Here is a 19,711-nt window from a genome sequence, read left to right as displayed (position 1 = left end):
GCCAGACGGCAGACAATACAAGCGATTCATCTACCGGTCTTTGGGTTTGAAGCGCAGCAACCGGTTGGCGTTACTGACGACGGTAATCGAGGACAATGCCATCGCCGCGCCAGCAATCACCGGGCTTAATAGCGTACCAGTGAGGGGATAGAGCACGCCTGCCGCGATCGGAATACCCAGCGTGTTATACATGAAAGCCCCAAGCAGGTTCTGTTTCATGTTGCTCAGCGTGGCGCGGGAAAGCGCCAGCGCATCGGCCACACCGTGCAGGCTGTGACGCATCAACGTAATAGCCGCGGTTTCGATCGCGATATCGCTGCCGCCGCCCATCGCGATCCCTACGTCGGCCTGTGCCAGCGCCGGTGCGTCATTAATGCCGTCGCCAATCATGGCAACGCGCTTTCCCTGTGCTTGCAGATGTTTGATGGCGTCGGCTTTACCGTCCGGCAGCACGCCGGCGATCACCTGATCGATCCCCGCTTCTTCGGCGATGGCGTTTGCCGTCAACGGGTTATCGCCCGTCAGCATCACCAACTGGTAACCTTGCCGATGCAGACGTCGCAATGCGGTAACGCTATCCTGACGCATGGGGTCCTGAATGGAAAACAACGCGACAATATGACCGTCCGCCGCCAGCAGCACGGGCGTAATACCGCGCCGCGCCTGCGCATTAATCAGGGCCTCTCCGGTTTCTGTATCAATCTGGCGTTGTTCCAGCAGCGCCGGATTGCCGAGCAACAGCGGAACCTGTGCGATTGCTCCGCTGACGCCCAGTCCTCTCAAGGTGCGGAATTGCTCAACGCTGGCTAATGTCAACCCTTCGGCCCGTTCGACCAGCGCTTTAGCCAACGGATGATGAGATCTTTGTTCCAGCGATGCCGCCCAGATTAGCGCCTGTTGTTCGCTTATCGCGCCAAACGTGTGGATATCGACGACGCGTGGCTGACCTTCCGTGAGCGTGCCGGTTTTATCGAATACCAGAACGTCCAGTTTGCTGGCCTGTTGCAGCGCATCGGCATCCCGCACCAGTACGCCCAGTTCGGCGGCGCGCCCGACGCCGGAAATGATCGACATCGGTGTGGCCAGCCCCAGCGCGCATGGGCAGGCAATGATCAGCACTGTGGTGGCGATGACCAATGTGTAGACGATTTGCGGCGCCGGGCCGACGAAATACCAGATTGTGCCGCTGATGATGGCAATCAAAACGACTACGGGAACAAACACGGCGGAAATACGATCCGCCAGTTGGCCGATCGCGGGTTTGCTGCTCTGTGCCTGTCTGACCAGGCGGATAATGCGCGACAGCGTGGTTTGGTTGCCGATAGCCTCCGCCCGGAATAATGCGCTGCCATCCTGTACCAGCGTACCAGCGTGCACCGCATCGCCTGGCGCTTTTTGCCGGGGCAGGGGTTCGCCGGTCAACATGGCTTCATCGACCCACAATTCTCCTTGCAGAATTTCGCCGTCAACAGGGATGCGATCGCCGGTGGTCAGCCGCAACGTCATGCCGGTTTGCACGTCGGTCAGCGGCAGGGTTTTTTCGCCGTCCGGCGTCACCACACGGGCGGTGGGCGGGGTGAGATCCAGCAGCCTTTCCAGCGCGTGTGAAGAGCGCAGCCGGGCGCGCTGTTCCAGCGCATGACCGAGATTAATCAGACCGATAATCATGGCGCTGGCTTCATAGTAAAGATGCCGTGCCGCCATAGGAAACATATCCGGCCACAGATTGACGGTAATGGAATAGAGCCAGGCCGCGCCGGTGCCGAGCGCCACCAACGTATCCATTGTCGCGCCGCCATTTTTCAGGCTGCGCCAGGCATTGCGATAAAAATGTCCGCCCGCGAAAATCATCACCGCCAGCGTCAGCAGACCAATCACCAGCCACGGCGTGCGGCTTTCCGGCGTCAAGGTCATGCTGCCGCCGAGCAGGCCCCAGAGCATCAGCGGTACACCTAACAATAGCCCTAACGCGGCCTGCCATTGAAAGCGGCGGATAGTTTGCTGCGCCGTTGCTTGCTGACGCGCCCGCCGTTTATCTTCATCCTGAATGATCTCCGCGCCGTAGCCCGCCTGTTCCACCGCCGTAATCAAAGCAGCATGCGCGGCGTGTCCGCTGACCAGCGCGCTGCGTTCCGCCAGATTGACGCGCGCCTGCGTGACGCCTGCAACGCGTTGCAACGCATTTTGAACGCGATTAACGCAACTGGCGCAACTCATGCCTTGAAGCAGCAGTTGCACCGTGTCGTCATTCTGGTTATCCGTGGTGGGGTTTGCCGGAAGAGGGGACTGGGCCGCTGGCAGCGCTTCCGGCGTGATCGCTACCTGTGCCAGCGGCTCAGTTTTTGGGTGAGCGGACTCCGCTACGCTTGCCTGATAACCGGCCTGCTCAATGCTGCTAATGAGCGCCTGAACGTCCGCCTCGCCGGTGACGGTGGCGCTGTCGAGCGTGACCTCGGCCTGTTCGACAGCGGGCAGCGCCTCCAGCGTTGTTTTTACGCGTTGTACGCAATGTCCGCAGGTGAGTCCCTGCAATGACAATACGGTGGTGTGCGACATAATCGTTTTCTCCTGTGAGTTCAGCCGAGGTTAATGCCAGGATTCAGCTTGTCTTCTTATCGGATGCAGAAAAGAGCAAGTTGTAAACAATAGGCGGCCTTGACCTGTTGTTGGGTTTCTGTGACACATTGAACAGGTTAAACCTTCCATCAAGGGGAGGGTCAAGGTTTTATTTTTCTGGCAACAGGAAACGTTAAAATCAGCGTTCACACAATGATACTCTGTGCTTTGCATCACACTTTCGCCACTCAATTCATCATCAAGGGCGGGAGCATGATCGCATTGCCGTGCGCCCTGGGGCATTCTGATAGAGGCGGACTTACGTTCTTCCACCAAGGGGGGAGATGATGAATATTAGCGATGTGGCTAAAAAAACCGGTCTTACCAGTAAGACGATTCGCTTCTATGAAGAGAAATCATTAATGACGGCGCCGCTACGTTCTGAAAATGGCTATCGTAGCTATAACGCCCATCATATCGAAGAGTTGACGTTACTGCGTCAGGCGCGGCAAGTAGGATTCAATCTTGATGAGTGTCGTGAACTGGTGGCGCTGTTTAACGATCCGCAGCGCCATAGTGCGGATGTGAAAGCGCGCACGATGAACAAGGTGCGGGAAATAGAAGCGCATATTGAAGAGTTGAAGGCGATGCGCCTGCATTTACTGGCATTAGCGGAGCAGTGTCCGGGCGATAGCGGCGCCGATTGCCCAATCATTAACAATCTGGCGGGATGTTGCCACACAGAGGCAACGCGTCCCGCCGATGATACCGCCTGAGATTAAGGTTTCACTTCGCGCACGTAAAGCGTGATGCCTTCAACGGCAATCACTTCAATATGCGTCCCGGCAACCAGATCCTGTTGTGACGCGACTCGCCAGGTGCTATCGCCGATTCTGGCCCGCCCTAAACCATCCACGATGGGCTCGCTCAACGTCGCGCGCAAACCAATTAGTTGTTGTCCACGTTGATTTAGCGCGTTCTGTGGTTGCGCAAGCGTTCTCTTGCGCAACCAGTACCACCAGAGCAGGGCGGTGATGATCGTCAGCACGGCAAAGGCGATGCCTTGCCACGGCCACGAAAACGGCATGGCCCACACCAACAGTCCGACCAGTATCGCCGAGACGCCGCTCCACAGCAGATAGCCGCTGGCTCCCAACATTTCGGCAGCCAGTAACAGACCGCCGAGAGACAGCCAGAACCAGTGCGCATTTTCCATCACCAGTTCGATTTCCATTATTGGCCCCGGCTCTCTTTGCTGTCTTTGAGCAATTCGGTGATACCGCCGATAGCCCCCATCAGATTACTGGCTTCCAGCGGCATCATGATGACCTTACTGTTGTTGGATGAACCAATCTGTTGCAGGGCATCGGTATATTTCTGAGCGACAAAATAGTTAATCGCTTGAATATTACCGGCGGCAATCGCTTCTGATACCATTTTTGTGGCCTGCGCTTCCGCTTCCGCAGCGCGCTCACGCGCTTCCGCCTCTAAAAAGGCGGACTGTCGTTCGCCTTCCGCTTTCAGGATCTGCGACTGTTTTTCTCCTTCGGCCCGCAAAATGGCGTCCTGACGCACGCCCTCGGCTTCAAGGATCTCGGCGCGCTTGTTACGCTCCGCTTTCATCTGGGCATTCATCGCCGCAATCAGTTCGGCAGGCGGACGTACATCGCGGATTTCAATGCGGGTGATTTTAACGCCCCACGGATTGGTGGCTTCATCGACGATATGCAGCAAGCGGCTGTTGATGCTGTCACGCTGAGAAAGCATCTCGTCGAGTTCCATCGAACCCAGCACGGTTCGAAAATTGGTCATGGTCAGGTTGACGATGGCCTGTTCCAGATTGCTGACTTCATACGCGGCGCGCGCAGGATCGATAACCTGAATAAAACACACCGCATCAATGGCGACATTGGCGTTATCGCGTGAAATCACCTCCTGGGACGGGATATCCAATACCTGTTCCATCATATTTATTTTCCGGCCAATACGATCCATGAAAGGGATCACCAGATTAAGTCCGGGCATCAGCGTTTTGGTATAACGGCCAAAGCTCTCGACGGTCCATTGATAGCCCTGCGGTACGATCTTGACGCCGGACCAGACGATAATCAGCGCCACGAAGATAACAACGGGAATAAATGTCAGCATGCTTACTTTCCTTTTTGATCTTTGGCATGCTTTAGTTTAAGGGATTAAGCACGCTATAGAGAGTATTTTTACCTGATATTATGCGTTCAAGCAGAAAGTTATAAGATTGCTGCCGGTTGTCAAACCACCGTTGCTTTATAGGTATTGGTTCAATAACTCACTTTTTCTGTCATCACCTTCTGTAACCATCATAACCCTCTTTTAATGATTCCCAGTTTGCAATCAGGGTATCCGTTGCGGCCAGCAGATTATGGTGTGGACCCGCGTGTTCATGATTCAGTTTGCCTTTTTTCAACTGCTTGAGGATGGCATCGGCATTTTCGGTTGCCTTAAACGTTTGATTGTTGAGCTCGATGGCATCGGTGGCGAATTTCTGAATAAGCGGATCGGCGGAGTTGGCTGCACGTTTGGTGGTCAGCAGCGATAGTGAGTGCTGTAACTCGCGTAATGTATCCAGGTTATTGTTGATTTTATCGATAGTGCCTTGGGCTTTGGTCTTTGAGGAAGATGAGGCGCTTGCGGAAGCGTGGGAGGAGGTCAGGGAGTTTATACTAATATGTGGAATTTTCATTGTATATCATCCTTTTGATCGGTAACTGAAAAACGCCTGATGCGAATGACATTCAGGCAGAAATGTAACAAGTGTTAGTGAGTGGCAAAAAACAGTCAGTAGTTCACGACAAAAGCAGGATTTATCTAAGCGGATGGGAGAAGGCGCGCCGGGGGCAGGCGCCGGGGTTACATATCCAGTTCGATATCGCTCAACGGCATACAGCAACAGGGCAGAATTTCGTCTTGCCGAATACAGGCCAGCGGCGTCTGGCGATAAGCCACGCGGCCTTTGAGCAGACGCAAACGGCAGGAGCCGCAATAACCGGAACGGCACTGGTACTCAACGCTCACCTGATGCGACTCCAGTACATCCAGCAATGAACGTCCTTTATCGGGGCAGGCAAGCTGCGTACCTGACGGGCGCAGTGTGATAGTGGCGTTATTCATGGTTAAAGCTGGAAGTCACTCAGATCGTCGGCATTCATTTCAGAATCAATCTGACCAACCAGGTAAGAACTGACCTCGACTTCCTGCGGCGCGACCTGAACGTTATCGGAAACCAGCCAGGCGTTAATCCACGGGATCGGGTTGGTGCGTATTTCAAACGGCAGCGCCAGACCAACGGCCTGCATGCGGATGTTGGTGATGTATTCCACATATTGGCACAGAATATCTTTGTTAAGGCCGATCATGGAGCCATCACGGAACAGATATTCCGCCCACTCTTTTTCCTGTTGTGCGGCGAGCACGAACAGATCATAGCACTCCTGCTGGCACTCTTCGGCGATTTTCGCCATATCCGGGTCATCGTGTCCCGCGCGCATCAGGTTGAGCATATGCTGGGTGCCGGTCAGGTGCAGTGCTTCATCGCGGGCAATCAGTTTGATGATTTTCGCGTTGCCTTCCATCAATTCACGTTCGGCAAAAGCGAATGAACAGGCAAAGCTGACATAGAAACGGATCGCTTCGAGGGCGTTAACGCTCATCAGGCACAGGTACAGCTTCTTTTTCAACGCATACAGATCAACGGTAATCGTTTTGCCGTTCACCTGATGCGTGCCCTCGCCCAGCAGATGATAATAGCTGGTCATTTCGATGAGCGAATCATAGTAGGAGGAAATATCTTTGGCGCGTTTAAGAATTTCTTCATTGGTCACGATATCGTCAAACACCAGTGACGGATCGTTAACGATGTTGCGGATAATGTGGGTGTAGGAACGTGAGTGGATGGTTTCGGAGAACGCCCAGGTTTCCACCCAGGTTTCCAGTTCAGGAATGGAAATCAGCGGCAGCAGGGCGACGTTCGGGCTGCGGCCCTGAATGGAATCCAGCAACGTCTGATATTTCAGGTTACTGATAAAAATGTGTTTTTCATGTTCCGGCAACGCCTGGTAGTCAATACGATCGCGGGAAACGTCAACTTCTTCCGGGCGCCAGAAGAAGGAGAGTTGTTTTTCAATCAGCTTTTCGAAAATTTCATATTTCTGCTGATCGTAACGGGCGACGTTAACCGACTGACCGAAGAACATCGGTTCAAGCAACTGGTCGTTTTTATTCTGTGAAAATGTGGTATAGGCCATGGTATCTCCAAAAAAATGCCCGGAGCATTTTTTAACGCCGCTTGCGGCGCGTAAGGGCGGGTAGGGATTACCCGCCATGCCCGCCATAAAAGTATGAAAGCTGCGGCGCACCCTTCATTAAAAGCTTAAATCTTACACGCGCCGCCTTCGCAGCCGTCATCCTGCGGTTCGGCGAGCAGGTCGTCCTGCGCGTCTTCCGCCCCATCACGGGTGTTCTGGTAGTAGAGCGTTTTTACGCCGAACTTATACGCGGTCAGCAAATCTTTCAGCAACTGTTTCATCGGCACTTTTCCTGACGGGAAGCGTGACGGATCATAGTTGGTATTGGACGAAATAGCCTGATCGACAAATTTCTGCATCACGCCGACCAGTTGCAAATAACCATCGTTATTTGGCATTTCCCACAGCAATTCGTAAGCGTCTTTCAGCCTTTCATACTCCGGCACCACCTGACGCAGGATACCGTCTTTTGACGCCTTGACGCTGATGTGGCCGCGCGGCGGTTCGATGCCGTTGGTGGCGTTGGAAATTTGCGAAGACGTTTCGGACGGCATCAATGCCGACAGCGTCGAGTTGCGCAGACCGAATTCCTGAATGTCTTTACGCAGCGTTTCCCAGTCATAATGCAGCGGTTCATTACAAATCGCGTCAAGATCGCGCTTGTAGGTGTCGATCGGCAGAATGCCGTGAGAGTAGGTGGTTTCATTAAACCACGGGCAGGCGCCTTGTTCGCGGGCCAGCACGTTGGAGGCTTTCAACAGATAGTATTGAATAGCTTCAAAGGTGCGATGAGTCAGGTTGTTCGCGCTGCCGTCGGAATAACGCACGCCATTCTTCGCCAGATAATAAGCGAAGTTAATCACGCCGATACCCAGCGTGCGGCGTCCCATTGCGCCACGCTGGGCCGCCGGGATCGGATAGTCCTGATAATCCAGCAAGGCATCAAGCGCGCGAACGGCGAGCGTCGCCAGTTCTTCCAGATCGTCCAGACTTTCGATAGCGCCGAGGTTGAACGCGGACAGCGTACACAGGGCGATTTCACCGTTTTCGTCATTGACGTCATTCAACGGCTTGGTCGGCAGCGCAATCTCCAGACACAGGTTGGACTGGCGAACCGGCGCGATTTGCGCATCAAACGGGCTATGCGTATTGCAATGATCCACGTTCTGAATATAGATACGACCGGTTGATGCGCGCTCTTGCATCATCAGTGAGAACAGTTCGACCGCTTTGATCCGTTGTTTGCGGATACTGTCATCCTGCTCGTATTGCACATACAGACGTTCAAATTCATCCTGATCGGCAAAGAAAGCGTCATACAAACCCGGTACGTCGGACGGACTGAATAGCGTGATGTCTCCGCCTTTGACCAGACGTTGATACATCAATTTGTTTAACTGTACGCCGTAGTCGAGGTGACGAACGCGGTTACCTTCAACGCCACGGTTGTTTTTCAGCACCAGCAGGCTTTCCACCTCCAGATGCCACAGCGGATAGAACAGCGTTGCCGCACCACCGCGCACGCCGCCCTGAGAACAGGACTTCACGGCGGTCTGGAAATGTTTATAAAACGGAATACAACCGGTATGGAACGCTTCCCCGCCGCGGATCGGGCTGCCGAGCGCCCGGATACCGCCCGCGTTGATGCCGATGCCCGCACGCTGAGATACGTATTTCACGATAGCGCTGGAAGTGGCGTTGATGGAATCCAGGCTATCGCCGCATTCGATCAGTACGCAGGAACTGAATTGTCGGGTCGGGGTGCGCACGCCCGCCATGATAGGGGTCGGCAGCGAAATCTTGAACGTGGAAATCGCGTCGTAGAAGCGTCTGATGTAACCCAGACGCGTTTCTTTGGCATAGCCGGAGAACAGGCAGGCGGCGACCAGAATATACAGGAACTGGGCGCTTTCGTAGATATCGCCGGTCACGCGGTTCTGAACCAGATATTTCCCTTCAAGCTGTTTAACCGCGGCATAAGAGAAGTTCATATCACGCCAGTGATCGATGAAGGCATCCATTTCGGCGAACTCTTCCGCACTATAGTCCGCCAGCAAATGCTTGTCGTATTTGCCCATATCGACCATTTTGGCGACGTGATCGAACAGTGCAGGCGGCTCAAACTGACCATAGGCTTTTTTGCGCAGGTGGAAGATGGCCAGACGCGCCGCCAGATATTGGTAATCCGGGCTTTCACGAGAAATCAGATCGGCTGCCGCCTTGATGATGGTTTCATGGATATCAGAGGTTTTGATGCCGTCATAAAATTGAATATGGGAACGTAACTCGACCTGAGAAACAGAGACATTGTGCAAACCTTCCGCGGCCCAGGTGATGACGCGATGGATTTTATCCAGATTGATTTTTTCTTTGGCGCCATCGCGTTTAGTAACGAGCAAGCTCTGGTTCATGAGAAGTCACACCTATCGATTTTTACCCCATTATTGGCGCATGCGAAAAATGGCGCGCCGGACACAGTTGTGTCTTTTTGCTACCAGCAAACACTATATGTAGGGGTGTTGGTTTGGTTTGACAACAAGATAATGAGAAAGAACGGTTATTGCAAGTGAACAAAAGCAGGGGAATTTGTGGATAACTTAGGGAGGAAATGTTATTGAATCGCTAACTGCCTGTTTGCTCTGGCCCTCTGGTGTTGTCAACCGGTGAGGAAGAAAAAACGAAATAATTAATCGACTGCCGTTTTATTGTTCGCGCCGAAAATGATGTTATTGATCAAATCATAACGCGGGAAAATAAACTCGGAATTATCTGAATGTCAGGTATGCATTTCTCCTGTTCCCGCGCCTGATTTTACTATCCCCGCGCAGGCAGGGATCATCGGGTTGCAATAGCGCTTTTCGCGAATAGCGGTGGGTTAGACCTCATGCCGGGTGTGCAGCATATAGTTCACATCTACATTCCCGCCAAGCTTGAAGTGATCCGTCAGCGGGTTGTAATGCAGTCCGGTGATATGTTTCTCACGTAGCGGGGTGCAATCAACCCACGCGATGAGTTCCGCCGGACGGATGAATTTTTTGATGTCGTGCGTGCCGCGCGGCAGTATCTTTAGAATGTATTCCGCGCCAATCACCGCCATCAGCCAGGCTTTGGCATTGCGGTTAATGGTGGAGAAGAAAACATGACCGCCCGGTTTGACCAGTCTGGCGCAAGCCTGAACCACCGACTGCGGATCGGGCACATGTTCCAGCATTTCCATGCAAGTGACGACATCGTATTGGCCCTGATGCGTCTGGGCATGAGACTCCACGGTTTCCTGGATATAATTCACCGTCATACCGCTTTCCAGCGCGTGCAAACGTGCGACCTGCAAGGGTTCGGCGCCCATGTCCAGGCCGGTCACCTCGGCGCCTTCACGCGCCATACTTTCGGCCAGAATGCCGCCGCCGCAACCGACATCCAGCACTTTCTTGCCAAACAACCCTTCCGAGCGCTGAGCAATATAGCCCAGCCGCAAGGGATTGATACGGTGCAACGGTTTGAATTCGCCTTCCAGGTCCCACCAGCGGGAAGCAATCGCCTCGAATTTAGCGATTTCCTGCTGGTCGACGTTTTGGGTTTGATTTTCAGCGTTCATGTCAATCATGACCTTTGTTATCTTCGATTACACGCGAGTATATAGATACCGCTCACGATGTTGTAGCGCTCGATGTCGCGATCATCAATGGGGTAATGGCATGCCTGAGCGCGCGTCGCTGGTTTCTTGCGTGCGGGGAGTTTCCCCCGAATCGGCGGTTTGTGATATACTTTTTCACCTTTTGAACTCGGGTAGATGCATAAATAGAGGGATAGCGGCTCCATGAGCGACCTTGCCAGAGAAATCACACCGGTCAACATTGAAGAAGAGCTAAAAAGCTCGTATCTGGACTATGCCATGTCCGTTATTGTCGGACGTGCGTTGCCGGATGTTCGTGATGGACTAAAACCAGTACACCGTCGCGTACTGTTCGCGATGAGTGTATTGGGGAACGACTGGAACAAACCTTATAAAAAATCAGCCCGCGTCGTCGGGGATGTGATCGGTAAATATCACCCGCACGGCGACTCCGCCGTTTACGAAACCATCGTGCGTATGGCGCAGCCGTTTTCGCTGCGTTACATGCTGGTTGACGGGCAGGGCAATTTTGGTTCGATTGACGGCGACTCCGCCGCGGCCATGCGTTATACCGAAATACGCATGTCGAAAATCGCCCATGAACTGCTGGCCGATCTGGAAAAAGATACGGTTGATTATGTGCCGAACTATGATGGCACGGAGCAGATCCCTGACGTCATGCCAACCCGTATTCCCAACCTGCTGGTTAACGGATCTTCCGGTATCGCGGTCGGGATGGCGACCAATATTCCGCCTCATAACCTCACCGAAGTGGTGGACGGCTGTCTGGCCTATATTGACGACGAAAACATCAGCCTTGAAGGTCTGATGGAACACATTAAAGGGCCGGACTTCCCGACCGCCGCCATCATCAATGGCCGACGCGGCATTGAAGAAGCGTACCGCACCGGACGCGGCAAGATTTACATTCGCGCGCGCGCTGAAGTGGAAGCCGATGCTAAAACCGGGCGCGAAACCATTATCGTGCATGAAATCCCCTATCAGGTGAACAAAGCGCGCCTGATTGAGAAGATTGCCGAACTGGTAAAAGATAAGCGTATTGACGGCATCAGCGCGTTACGCGATGAATCCGATAAAGACGGTATGCGTATCGTTATTGAGATCAAGCGCGACGCGGTGGGTGAAGTGGTGCTGAATAACCTCTACTCCCAGACGCAATTGCAGACCTCTTTCGGCATCAACATGGTGGCGCTGCATCAGGGCCAGCCGAAGATCATGCCGCTGAAAGATATTCTGGCCGCCTTTGTGCGTCACCGCCGTGAAGTGGTGACGCGCCGCACCATTTTTGAACTGCGCAAAGCCCGTGATCGCGCCCACATTCTGGAAGGTCTGGCGATCGCGCTGGCGAATATCGATCCGATTATCGAACTGATCCGCCGTGCGCCGTCACCGGCGGAAGCGAAAACCGGGTTGCTTGCCCAACCCTGGGAACTGGGTACGGTGGCGACCATGCTGGAGCGTGCGGGTGATGACGCCGCGCGTCCTGAGTGGCTGGAGCCGGAATTCGGTATCCGCGATGGCCGTTATTATCTGACCGAGCAGCAGGCGCAGGCGATTCTGGATCTGCGTTTGCAGAAACTGACCGGCCTTGAGCATGAAAAACTGCTGGATGAGTACAAAGATCTGCTGACGCAAATCGCCGAATTGCTTTATATCCTCACCAGCCCGGAACGTTTGATGGAAGTCATTCGTGAAGAACTGGAAGTGATTAAAACGCAATACAGCGATGAGCGTCGTACTGAGATCACCGCGAATACCGCCGATATCAATATCGAAGACCTGATCAACCAGGAAGACGTGGTCGTGACCTTGTCTCATCAGGGATATGTGAAATATCAGCCGCTGACTGACTATGAAGCCCAGCGCCGTGGCGGGCGCGGCAAGTCCGCCGCGCGCATTAAGGAAGAAGATTTTATCGATCGTCTGCTGGTGGCCAATACCCACGATACCATCCTGTGCTTCTCCAGCCGTGGCCGCCTGTACTGGATGAAGGTGTACCAATTGCCGGAAGCCAGCCGTGGTTCCCGTGGCCGTCCGATCGTCAACCTGCTGCCGCTCGAAGCGGATGAACGTATCACCGCCATTCTTCCGGTGCGGGAATACGAAGAAGGCCGCCATGTGTTTATGGCCACCGCCAGCGGTACGGTGAAGAAAACCGCCCTCACGGAGTTCAGTCGTCCGCGTAGCGCCGGTATTATCGCCGTCAACCTTAATGAGGGTGATGAACTGATCGGCGTCGATTTGACCGACGGCCAGGACGAGGTGATGTTGTTCTCGGCGGAAGGTAAAGTGGTGCGCTTCTCTGAACAAGCGGTGCGCTCCATGGGACGGACGGCCACCGGGGTGCGTGGTATCAATCTGCAAGGCGAGGATCGCGTCGTCTCGTTGATTATTCCTCGCGGTGAAGACGATATCCTGACCGTGACGCAGAATGGTTTTGGCAAACGTACCGCCGTCAATGAGTATCCGACCAAGTCCCGCGCCACGAAAGGGGTTATCTCCATCAAAGTCAGCGAGCGCAACGGTAAAGTAGTGGGCGCCGTGCAGGTTGACGCCGCCGATCAGATCATGATGATCACCGATGCCGGTACGCTGGTTCGCACGCGCGTGTCTGAAGTCAGTATCGTGGGCCGTAACACCCAAGGTGTGACATTGATCCGCACAGCGGAAGACGAACATGTGGTGGGTCTGCAACGTGTTGCCGAACCGGTGGAAGATGAAGAGTTGGATGGCGTGGTCAACGTTGAAGGCGAAATCGCCGAAGACGAAGACGTGGCCGACGATATCGACACCGATGATGATGTGGTGGAAGACGACGAATAAGTCTCCGTTTTATCGATAATAGCTTGGGCCGGCGTGTGATGCGCTGGCTTTTTTTATGCGGGATCGGTAGTGTATCGGCAGGGTTATGACGCTGGTTAATTTTTTTCTCAATTCAACGGTATCCACTTGAAATATCTCGCTTCGTTCCATACGACATTAAAAGTTTCCCGTTATTTGTTTCGGGTGCTGGCAATTATGCTATGGGCCCTTGGCGCGCTGATATCCGTGTTTTATATCAGTAATGCATTGAACAAAAAAGAATCTGAACTGCGTCAGGAATATAATCTGAGTTTCGATCAATCGCAGGGATATATTCGTCATGCCGCTGATATCGTTCGTGAGCTAAAATATCTGGCCGCCAATCGTCTGGTGGGGACGCCGGAAAAATCAGCGCGTCCGATAAAGGAAGATTCCGGCCTGTCCATTTATTCGCTGGCATCCGGCGCTGATTGCTTCACCGACAATGGGGGAACTTACCATCCGCTGGAATCCTTAAGTGATTTCTTTAATGGTTGGCGAGAAAATTTTTCAGCCGTATACGATCTTAACCGGGTATTTTTTGTCGGCGGCGATCAACAGTGCATGGTGGATTTTGGTATTCGCAATCAGTCGCTGGATCGCGATAACCTGCTGAAAAATGTCCAGAATCGTTTTCAGGAACAAAAGAATGCGATTCAGATGCCGGCACGCGATGAAACGGTCTACTGGATTACGCCCGCACAGGTAGCCGATGTGGGTTATTTATACGCGCTGACGCCTATTTATGTGGGGAATAAGCTTGAAGTGATCATGGGAATTGAGCAGACCATTCGTCTGGATTATTTCGTTTCAGTTGGTAAATTCCCGATCAGCGCACAATTGATTAACCAATATAATCAGCCTGTTCTACAGTTTTCTGAGGGTAAAGGCAGTTATATTCCTTCCGCCAGCACCAACCCGATAGATCATAACTATTTCGGCTATGTGAACGGGTATGATGAAATCATCCTGAAAAAGAGCCTGCCGCCCACGGCGTTCAGTATTATTTATTCGCTGCCTCTGAAGGTATTGTTGTCCCATATCAGCACGCTGATCATTAATATGGCGTTGCTCAATACGCTGTCAGCCATCTTACTGTTTGTGCTGGCATGGATCTTTGAACGGAAAATGTCGTTGCCCGCCGAAGTGAATGCGTTCCAGCTAGAGGAAAATGAGCAGTTCAACCGTAAAATCGTCGCTTCCGCGCCGATCGGCATCTGTATTCTGCGGATTAACGATGGCACGAATATTCTCAGTAATGAACTGGCGCATAATTATCTGCATTTGCTCACGCATGAAGATCGGCTGCGAATTACCCGTATTATTTGCGAGCAGCAATCGAAATTTGTCGATGTAATGACCAGCAGAAATCATCATTTGCAAATCAGCTTTGTACATTCCCGCTATCGTAATGAGAATGTGGCGATCTGTGTGCTGCTTGACGTAAGCGCACGGGTGAAAATGGAAGAGTCGCTACAGGAAATGGCCAATGCCGCGGAGCAGGCCAGCCAGTCCAAATCGATGTTTCTGGCGACCGTCAGCCATGAATTACGCACGCCTCTTTATGGCATCATCGGTAACCTGGATTTATTACAGACGAAAGCGTTGCCCAAGGACGTGAGTCGTCTGGTTGCGGCAATGAATAATTCTTCGGCGCTGTTGCTGAAGATCATCAGCGACATTCTCGATTTTTCCAAGATTGAGTCAGAGCAACTGAAAATCGAACCCAGCGAGTTTGCGCCGCACGAAGTGATCAGCCACATCACCAGCAACTATTTGCCGTTGGTGGTGAAAAAACGCCTTACGCTCTACTGTTTTATTGATCCGAATGTTCCTGTCAGCTTGTCGGGCGATCCGGTGCGTTTGCAGCAGGTGCTGTCCAACTTGTTGAGTAATGCCATCAAGTTCACCGATACCGGATGTATTATTTTTCAGGTGGGTTGCCGGGACGGTTATCTGGAATTTCTGGTGCGTGATACCGGCGTGGGTATCCAGTCTCGTGAAGCGGCGAAACTGTTTGATCCCTTCTTTCAGGCCGGAAGCGGCGTGCAGCGCCACTTTCAAGGCACCGGTCTGGGACTGGCGATTTGTGAGAAACTGGTCAATCTGATGGACGGAGATATCTCAATCGACTCGGAGCCAGGGCTGGGCAGCCAGTTTGGTATCCGAATTCCGCTTTATAAAGCGCGTTATGTTCCGGTTTCCATCAATACCAATCTGCAAGGGAAAACCTGCTGGCTGATGGTGCGCAATACCCGACTGGAGTCTTATCTGCTCGCCTTTTTGCAGGAACATGGCTTGCACGTTTTCCGTTATCAGCACCAGACCATCGGTAGCCACGATGTGATTATCAGCGATTACCCGGTGCCTGCGTTATTCGATGCATTTACGCGGATCGAGCTCTGTGGTTCACATATGGGCTCCGCGCAGAAAATCAGCCCTGGGTACTGGTTGCATAGCACCTCCATGCCGCAGTATTTGCCGGATTTACTTGAAAGAATATATCGTCCGAAAACGAAAGACGCTTCGTTCTCATTTTCCACACCATTGACCAATTATAACCGTACCGAAAATGGCGATATCATGATTCTGGTGGTCGATGATCATCCGATTAACCGACGATTGCTGGCGGATCAGCTTGGTTCACTCGGGTATATGGCGATGACGGCCAATGACGGGGTGGATGCGTTGAGCGTGTTAAATAAACATCATGCCGACATTGTGCTGACAGATGTCAATATGCCGAATATGGATGGTTACCGGTTGACCCAATGCTTGCGAGAGCAGGGACGACGCTTCCCGGTGATTGGCGTGACGGCGAACGCGCTGGCCGAAGAGCGGCAGCGCTGTTTACAGGCGGGTATGGACAACTGTTTATCCAAACCCGTCACGCTGAATATCCTGCAACAAACGCTGTCCTATTACAGCGAAGAGGTGCGTCAATCCAGAGAAAACTCCGCAACCTGATAAACTTTACCGCCTTTCCTGTAACAGCGGGCGGAAAGCAAGCCATCACCATCAGGCAACGGTGACCGTTGCCTGATGTCGCATCGGTCACCGACGGCTTTACTCGCTCCTTTCAGTCGAAGCGGGACCACCGTTGACGGAAGAGAGGTAGTTGAGCAGAGCGATATCGTTATCGACGCCCAGTTTGGTCATCGCCGATTTCTTTTGGCTGCTGATGGTTTTGATGCTGCGGTTGAGTTTCTTGGCAATCTCAGTTACCAGGAAGCCTTCGGCGAACAGGCGCAACACTTCGCTTTCTTTCGGCGACAGACGTTTGTCGCCGTAGCCGCTGGAACTGATTTTTTCCAGTACTCTGGAGACGCTTTCCGGCGTGAATTTTTTGCCTTTCTTTAGTGCCGCCAATGCCTTGGGTAAGTCGGTCGGCGCACCCTGTTTCAGCACAATCCCTTCAATATCCAAATCCAGAACCACACTTAAAATGGCCGGATTATTGTTCATGGTCAGAACGATAATGGAAAGATGGGGGAAGTGACGTTTAATGTATTTGATTAAGGTAATGCCATCGCCATATTTGTCGCCAGGCATGGACAAATCGGTAATTAAAACATTGGCGTCCAGTTTTGGCAGGTTATTGATCAGTGCGGTTGAATCTTCAAATTCACCCACAACGTTGACCCACTCAATTTGTTCAAGCGCCTTTCTGATGCCAAAAAGAACAATAGGATGGTCGTCGGCAATAATTACGTTTAGATTACTCATCGGTTAGGTTACTCATATTGTTGGCTACCTTGCTGTAGTAATGCACTGACAAATCGTTCAATTTCATGAAGGTCATCTTGGATCTGTACACTGTCATACGCGGTAATATGCTGTTCAAGCTGCTCACACAACTGTTTGCCGGGATAGAGGTTCAACATGGCAAACACGCCTTTCAGCCGATGTGCCGTTTGCGAAAGTGACATAAAATCGTCATCTTCCGCTTCAGTATACAGCCTCTTTAAATCATCGGGAACTGTCTCAGTAAACAGCGAATAATAGTCACTTGACGCCAATTGAGCAGCATAAAACGCCGTATCATGCTTATCCGCCGTCGGCTCCGTATCCGCTGTGGCTTCCAGTTGCTGTTCAATCAATTTAAGTAATGCTTCCAGCAAAAGCTGGCTGATATTGTAATTTGTCCGCAGCCGGTTTGGGGCCAGAGAAATTAACGTCAGATCATCGCCACTCAGTAATATAGAATTATCAGTGGCTCTTTCGGGATCGTCAGTGATACAGATATCTATTTTCTCATTAATCTGCCGTTCATCATCAATGAAATAATTGGCGCCCCAGCCCGTCAGAAGGTGACTGACAATATGCTGTATTTCATCGGCGGTGATATCCAGCATTACCGTAATGCCGTCCAGCAGTTTTTCTTCCTCAACCGGAAGGGCTTCGGGCGTCATTTTTACCGTCAGAATATGGTGGGCGCCAAGTCCCGGTTTACTATTAATATTCAACTGGCCGCCAAGTTTATGACACAGTTGATTACACAGAAATAGGGTTAATCCTGAATTTTGTCCGAAGCGATCGCTGGTGGTCGGATTAAGGAACGGGTGGTTAAGGTTATCCTGTTCAGTGCCCGATATCCCTGCGCCGGTATCACTGATTTGCACTATCAGTTGTTCCGGTATGTTTGGATCTGTGGTGACCGAAACGGTAATTTTGCCGTACTCCGTATTGGTGATGGAATAATTCAGCAACAATGACAGCGCCTTTTTCAGTAGTTCGCCATCACCGGTATAGGTTTGATTGATATCCAGTTTATAGTGATTAAACAGGTACAGCCCTTTCTGATTAATTCGTGGCAGCCACGCTAATAACAGGTTGTCTATCATCGTCAGCGGAGAGAAGCTTTCATTAACGCGTTTCCACTCTTGAACTTCCAGCTTTTCCTGCAAGGCGATATTGTCCAGCAGTTCAATGGCGCAGGCGATGTCTATCGCCAGTTGTTCAGTCAACTGCCGCCGCTCGTCCTCGTCATGGGTGTGGCGAATCGTCTGTAGATTTTTATCCACTGACAGCAAGGGTTGTTTGAATTCGTGCAACAGGTTTTTAAACAGACGCTTTCTGGCCTGCACATTTTTCTCATATTCGCGCTGGGCCAGTTGGAGCTTTCTATTCACCAGAATCTCTTTATCTTGCTCGCGCAGCAGGAACAGGCAATAGTCGGCGGAATATTGGCTACGGAACTGGCGAATTTCAAACATCTCATTATTCACCGTTACCTGAATCACCCCCTGATGTTCATCCGCCATATTAGCGACTTTTTGCAGACTCAGATGCGGTAATAAATGTTCTGCCAGTTCATTTTGCACAATCACTTTGTTGCTGCCGAAGTCATAAATCAAGACGCCCATCGGAATACGGGTGATAGTCTCATGATATATATTCAGCTGTTTGTTCAGCTTGTGGGAGAGATCTTCTCCCGGAAGCGCATATTTCTGGCGGAAAAGATAGCAACCGGCAATGGCGAATATCAATAAAGCCAGATTGAGTAATAGCAGCCAGATATTACTGCGCAGGGTATCGGTAAGCAGCGTTTTTATCGGGATTTGAAAAACAATTTTCACCGGCGCATTCACCAGCGGCGACGATATTTCAAGCAGCGCGCCGCTTAACCGGGTAACTGACATATCTTCGCTGCTGCTGGTATCAAAACTTGTGGTTGAAGGCAGATCCTGCCGCAACTGAAGACTTTCACGCGGCAGGGTGGATGGAATAAGATCGTTGATTGGTAAATCAAAAGCAAGAATGGTGGCCAAATGACCGGGCTGATTGAACGTGGTGCGCAGCGTGAAATAGTAATCGTTATAAAAACGCAGCTTGCGGATCGGCGAGAAACTTTCCCGCTCATCCAGCGCATTGGCCTGTTGCAGCATTTCCATTCTGCGCGCCTCGGCGATGGCGGTAATGTAGCTGCCACGGAATTGAGATGAGATATCCTTCAATGTCTGGGTTGAGATCATCGTCAGGCTGTTATCTATCCCATTCAGATAATACATAGAGTAGACGTTAGTTTCCGCCCCCCACAGAATATCCAGCGTCCGGGAGATGCGGCGGACGGCATTCAGTGTGGATATATCATGCTGACCAAATACCAGCGCGTCCGTTTTCTGACCATTCTTTTCCACGTAAAAGACGTTAGGCATCAGGCTGATGGCGCTGACAATATTTTCGTCGGAGGACGGCCCATTATTCAGACCGCCATAAATCTGATAAGTGAAAAAACGATAGGTATCAATGCGTTTTTGCATACCTTGCGTCAGATCGGTCAAGGCAAGTTTCTTTTCCGCCAGCCAGTTGCCGAGGTAGTTATAGACAAACGTACCGGTTACGACGCACAGCAGTAAGGCGAGCAGGGCAAAATAACGCATGATGATGGCCGGCATTG

Annotated in this window: 13 protein-coding genes; 3 read left to right on the top strand and 10 right to left on the bottom strand. The window is 51.9% G+C overall.

Annotated features, from left to right (window positions below):
• Window positions 1–30: 30 nt before the first annotated feature.
• The gene (gene copA, locus DES54_RS00845; RefSeq protein ID WP_113864727.1) at window positions 31–2,556 is read right to left on the bottom strand and encodes a copper-exporting P-type ATPase CopA; all 2,526 of its coding nucleotides are present in this window, start codon (window positions 2,554–2,556) and stop codon (window positions 31–33) included.
• Window positions 2,557–2,903: 347 nt separating this feature from the next.
• Here copA and cueR point away from each other — a divergent pair, with 347 nt between their 5' ends.
• Window positions 2,904–3,332 carry a Cu(I)-responsive transcriptional regulator gene (gene cueR / locus DES54_RS00835; RefSeq protein WP_113864726.1) on the top strand — a complete coding sequence of 143 codons (429 nt, stop codon included), beginning with the start codon at window positions 2,904–2,906 and terminating at the stop codon, window positions 3,330–3,332.
• 2 nt (window positions 3,333–3,334) lie between these two features.
• On the opposite strand, the gene DES54_RS00830 is transcribed toward cueR, so the two are convergent.
• From DES54_RS00830 to ubiG, 7 genes are all read right to left on the bottom strand, one after another.
• Window positions 3,335–3,790, bottom strand: coding sequence for an NfeD family protein (locus DES54_RS00830; protein WP_113864725.1), 456 nt, complete (start codon window positions 3,788–3,790; stop codon window positions 3,335–3,337).
• Window positions 3,790–4,704, bottom strand: a complete 915-nt coding sequence (locus tag DES54_RS00825; RefSeq protein WP_113864724.1) for an SPFH domain-containing protein — start codon at window positions 4,702–4,704, stop codon at window positions 3,790–3,792. The genes DES54_RS00830 and DES54_RS00825 overlap by 1 nt, the downstream gene beginning before the upstream one ends.
• A 172-nt stretch (window positions 4,705–4,876) precedes the next feature.
• Window positions 4,877–5,275 (bottom strand): hypothetical protein, encoded by a 399-nt coding sequence (locus tag DES54_RS00820; protein WP_113864723.1) that lies wholly within the window; start codon window positions 5,273–5,275, stop codon window positions 4,877–4,879.
• A gap of 167 nt (window positions 5,276–5,442) precedes the next feature.
• Window positions 5,443–5,703, bottom strand: a complete 261-nt coding sequence (gene yfaE / locus DES54_RS00815) for a class I ribonucleotide reductase maintenance protein YfaE (RefSeq protein WP_113864722.1) — start codon at window positions 5,701–5,703, stop codon at window positions 5,443–5,445.
• A gap of 2 nt (window positions 5,704–5,705) precedes the next feature.
• Window positions 5,706–6,836 carry a class Ia ribonucleoside-diphosphate reductase subunit beta gene (gene nrdB, locus DES54_RS00810; RefSeq protein WP_113864859.1) on the bottom strand — a complete coding sequence of 377 codons (1,131 nt, stop codon included), beginning with the start codon at window positions 6,834–6,836 and terminating at the stop codon, window positions 5,706–5,708.
• A gap of 125 nt (window positions 6,837–6,961) precedes the next feature.
• Entirely contained in the window at window positions 6,962–9,247 is a 2,286-nt protein-coding gene (gene nrdA / locus DES54_RS00805; protein WP_113864721.1) for a class 1a ribonucleoside-diphosphate reductase subunit alpha, read from the bottom strand.
• A gap of 464 nt (window positions 9,248–9,711) precedes the next feature.
• Window positions 9,712–10,431, bottom strand: a complete 720-nt coding sequence (gene ubiG, locus DES54_RS00800) for a bifunctional 2-polyprenyl-6-hydroxyphenol methylase/3-demethylubiquinol 3-O-methyltransferase UbiG (protein ID WP_113864858.1) — start codon at window positions 10,429–10,431, stop codon at window positions 9,712–9,714.
• A gap of 222 nt (window positions 10,432–10,653) precedes the next feature.
• Between ubiG and gyrA the strand changes: the two genes are divergently transcribed.
• On the top strand, window positions 10,654–13,293 hold the full coding sequence (gene gyrA, locus DES54_RS00795) for a DNA topoisomerase (ATP-hydrolyzing) subunit A (protein ID WP_113864720.1): 2,640 nt from the start codon (window positions 10,654–10,656) through the stop codon (window positions 13,291–13,293).
• 126 nt (window positions 13,294–13,419) lie between these two features.
• Window positions 13,420–16,278, top strand: a complete 2,859-nt coding sequence (gene rcsC / locus DES54_RS00790; protein WP_113864719.1) for a two-component system sensor histidine kinase RcsC — start codon at window positions 13,420–13,422, stop codon at window positions 16,276–16,278.
• 99 nt (window positions 16,279–16,377) lie between these two features.
• On the opposite strand, the gene rcsB is transcribed toward rcsC, so the two are convergent.
• Both rcsB and rcsD read right to left on the bottom strand, forming a co-directional pair.
• Complete coding sequence (rcsB, locus tag DES54_RS00785) at window positions 16,378–17,037, bottom strand: response regulator transcription factor RcsB (protein WP_113864718.1); 660 nt, start codon at window positions 17,035–17,037, stop codon at window positions 16,378–16,380.
• Between the two features lie 8 nt (window positions 17,038–17,045).
• Window positions 17,046–19,709, bottom strand: a complete 2,664-nt coding sequence (gene rcsD / locus DES54_RS00780) for a phosphotransferase RcsD (RefSeq protein WP_113864717.1) — start codon at window positions 19,707–19,709, stop codon at window positions 17,046–17,048.
• Window positions 19,710–19,711 lie beyond the last annotated feature (2 nt).

The organism is Brenneria salicis ATCC 15712 = DSM 30166 (assembly GCF_003315515.1).
GTDB classification, from domain to species: Bacteria; Pseudomonadota; Gammaproteobacteria; order Enterobacterales; family Enterobacteriaceae; genus Brenneria; species Brenneria salicis.
The sequence above is the reverse complement of the archived record's forward strand: the minus strand, read 5'-3'. Positions and strand labels throughout refer to the sequence as shown.

Bases quoted from the DNA above. Each gene is read 5' to 3' on its own strand.
- copA (WP_113864727.1), bottom strand. From the start codon at position 2,556: ATGTCGCACACCACCGTATTGTCATTGCAGGGACTCACCTGCGGACAT.
- cueR (WP_113864726.1), top strand. From the start codon at position 2,904: ATGAATATTAGCGATGTGGCTAAAAAAACCGGTCTTACCAGTAAGACG.
- DES54_RS00830 (WP_113864725.1), bottom strand. From the start codon at position 3,790: ATGGAAATCGAACTGGTGATGGAAAATGCGCACTGGTTCTGGCTGTCT.
- DES54_RS00825 (WP_113864724.1), bottom strand. From the start codon at position 4,704: ATGCTGACATTTATTCCCGTTGTTATCTTCGTGGCGCTGATTATCGTC.
- DES54_RS00820 (WP_113864723.1), bottom strand. From the start codon at position 5,275: ATGAAAATTCCACATATTAGTATAAACTCCCTGACCTCCTCCCACGCT.
- yfaE (WP_113864722.1), bottom strand. From the start codon at position 5,703: ATGAATAACGCCACTATCACACTGCGCCCGTCAGGTACGCAGCTTGCC.
- nrdB (WP_113864859.1), bottom strand. From the start codon at position 6,836: ATGGCCTATACCACATTTTCACAGAATAAAAACGACCAGTTGCTTGAA.
- nrdA (WP_113864721.1), bottom strand. From the start codon at position 9,247: ATGAACCAGAGCTTGCTCGTTACTAAACGCGATGGCGCCAAAGAAAAA.
- ubiG (WP_113864858.1), bottom strand. From the start codon at position 10,431: ATGAACGCTGAAAATCAAACCCAAAACGTCGACCAGCAGGAAATCGCT.
- gyrA (WP_113864720.1), top strand. From the start codon at position 10,654: ATGAGCGACCTTGCCAGAGAAATCACACCGGTCAACATTGAAGAAGAG.
- rcsB (WP_113864718.1), bottom strand. From the start codon at position 17,037: ATGAGTAATCTAAACGTAATTATTGCCGACGACCATCCTATTGTTCTT.
- rcsD (WP_113864717.1), bottom strand. From the start codon at position 19,709: ATGCCGGCCATCATCATGCGTTATTTTGCCCTGCTCGCCTTACTGCTG.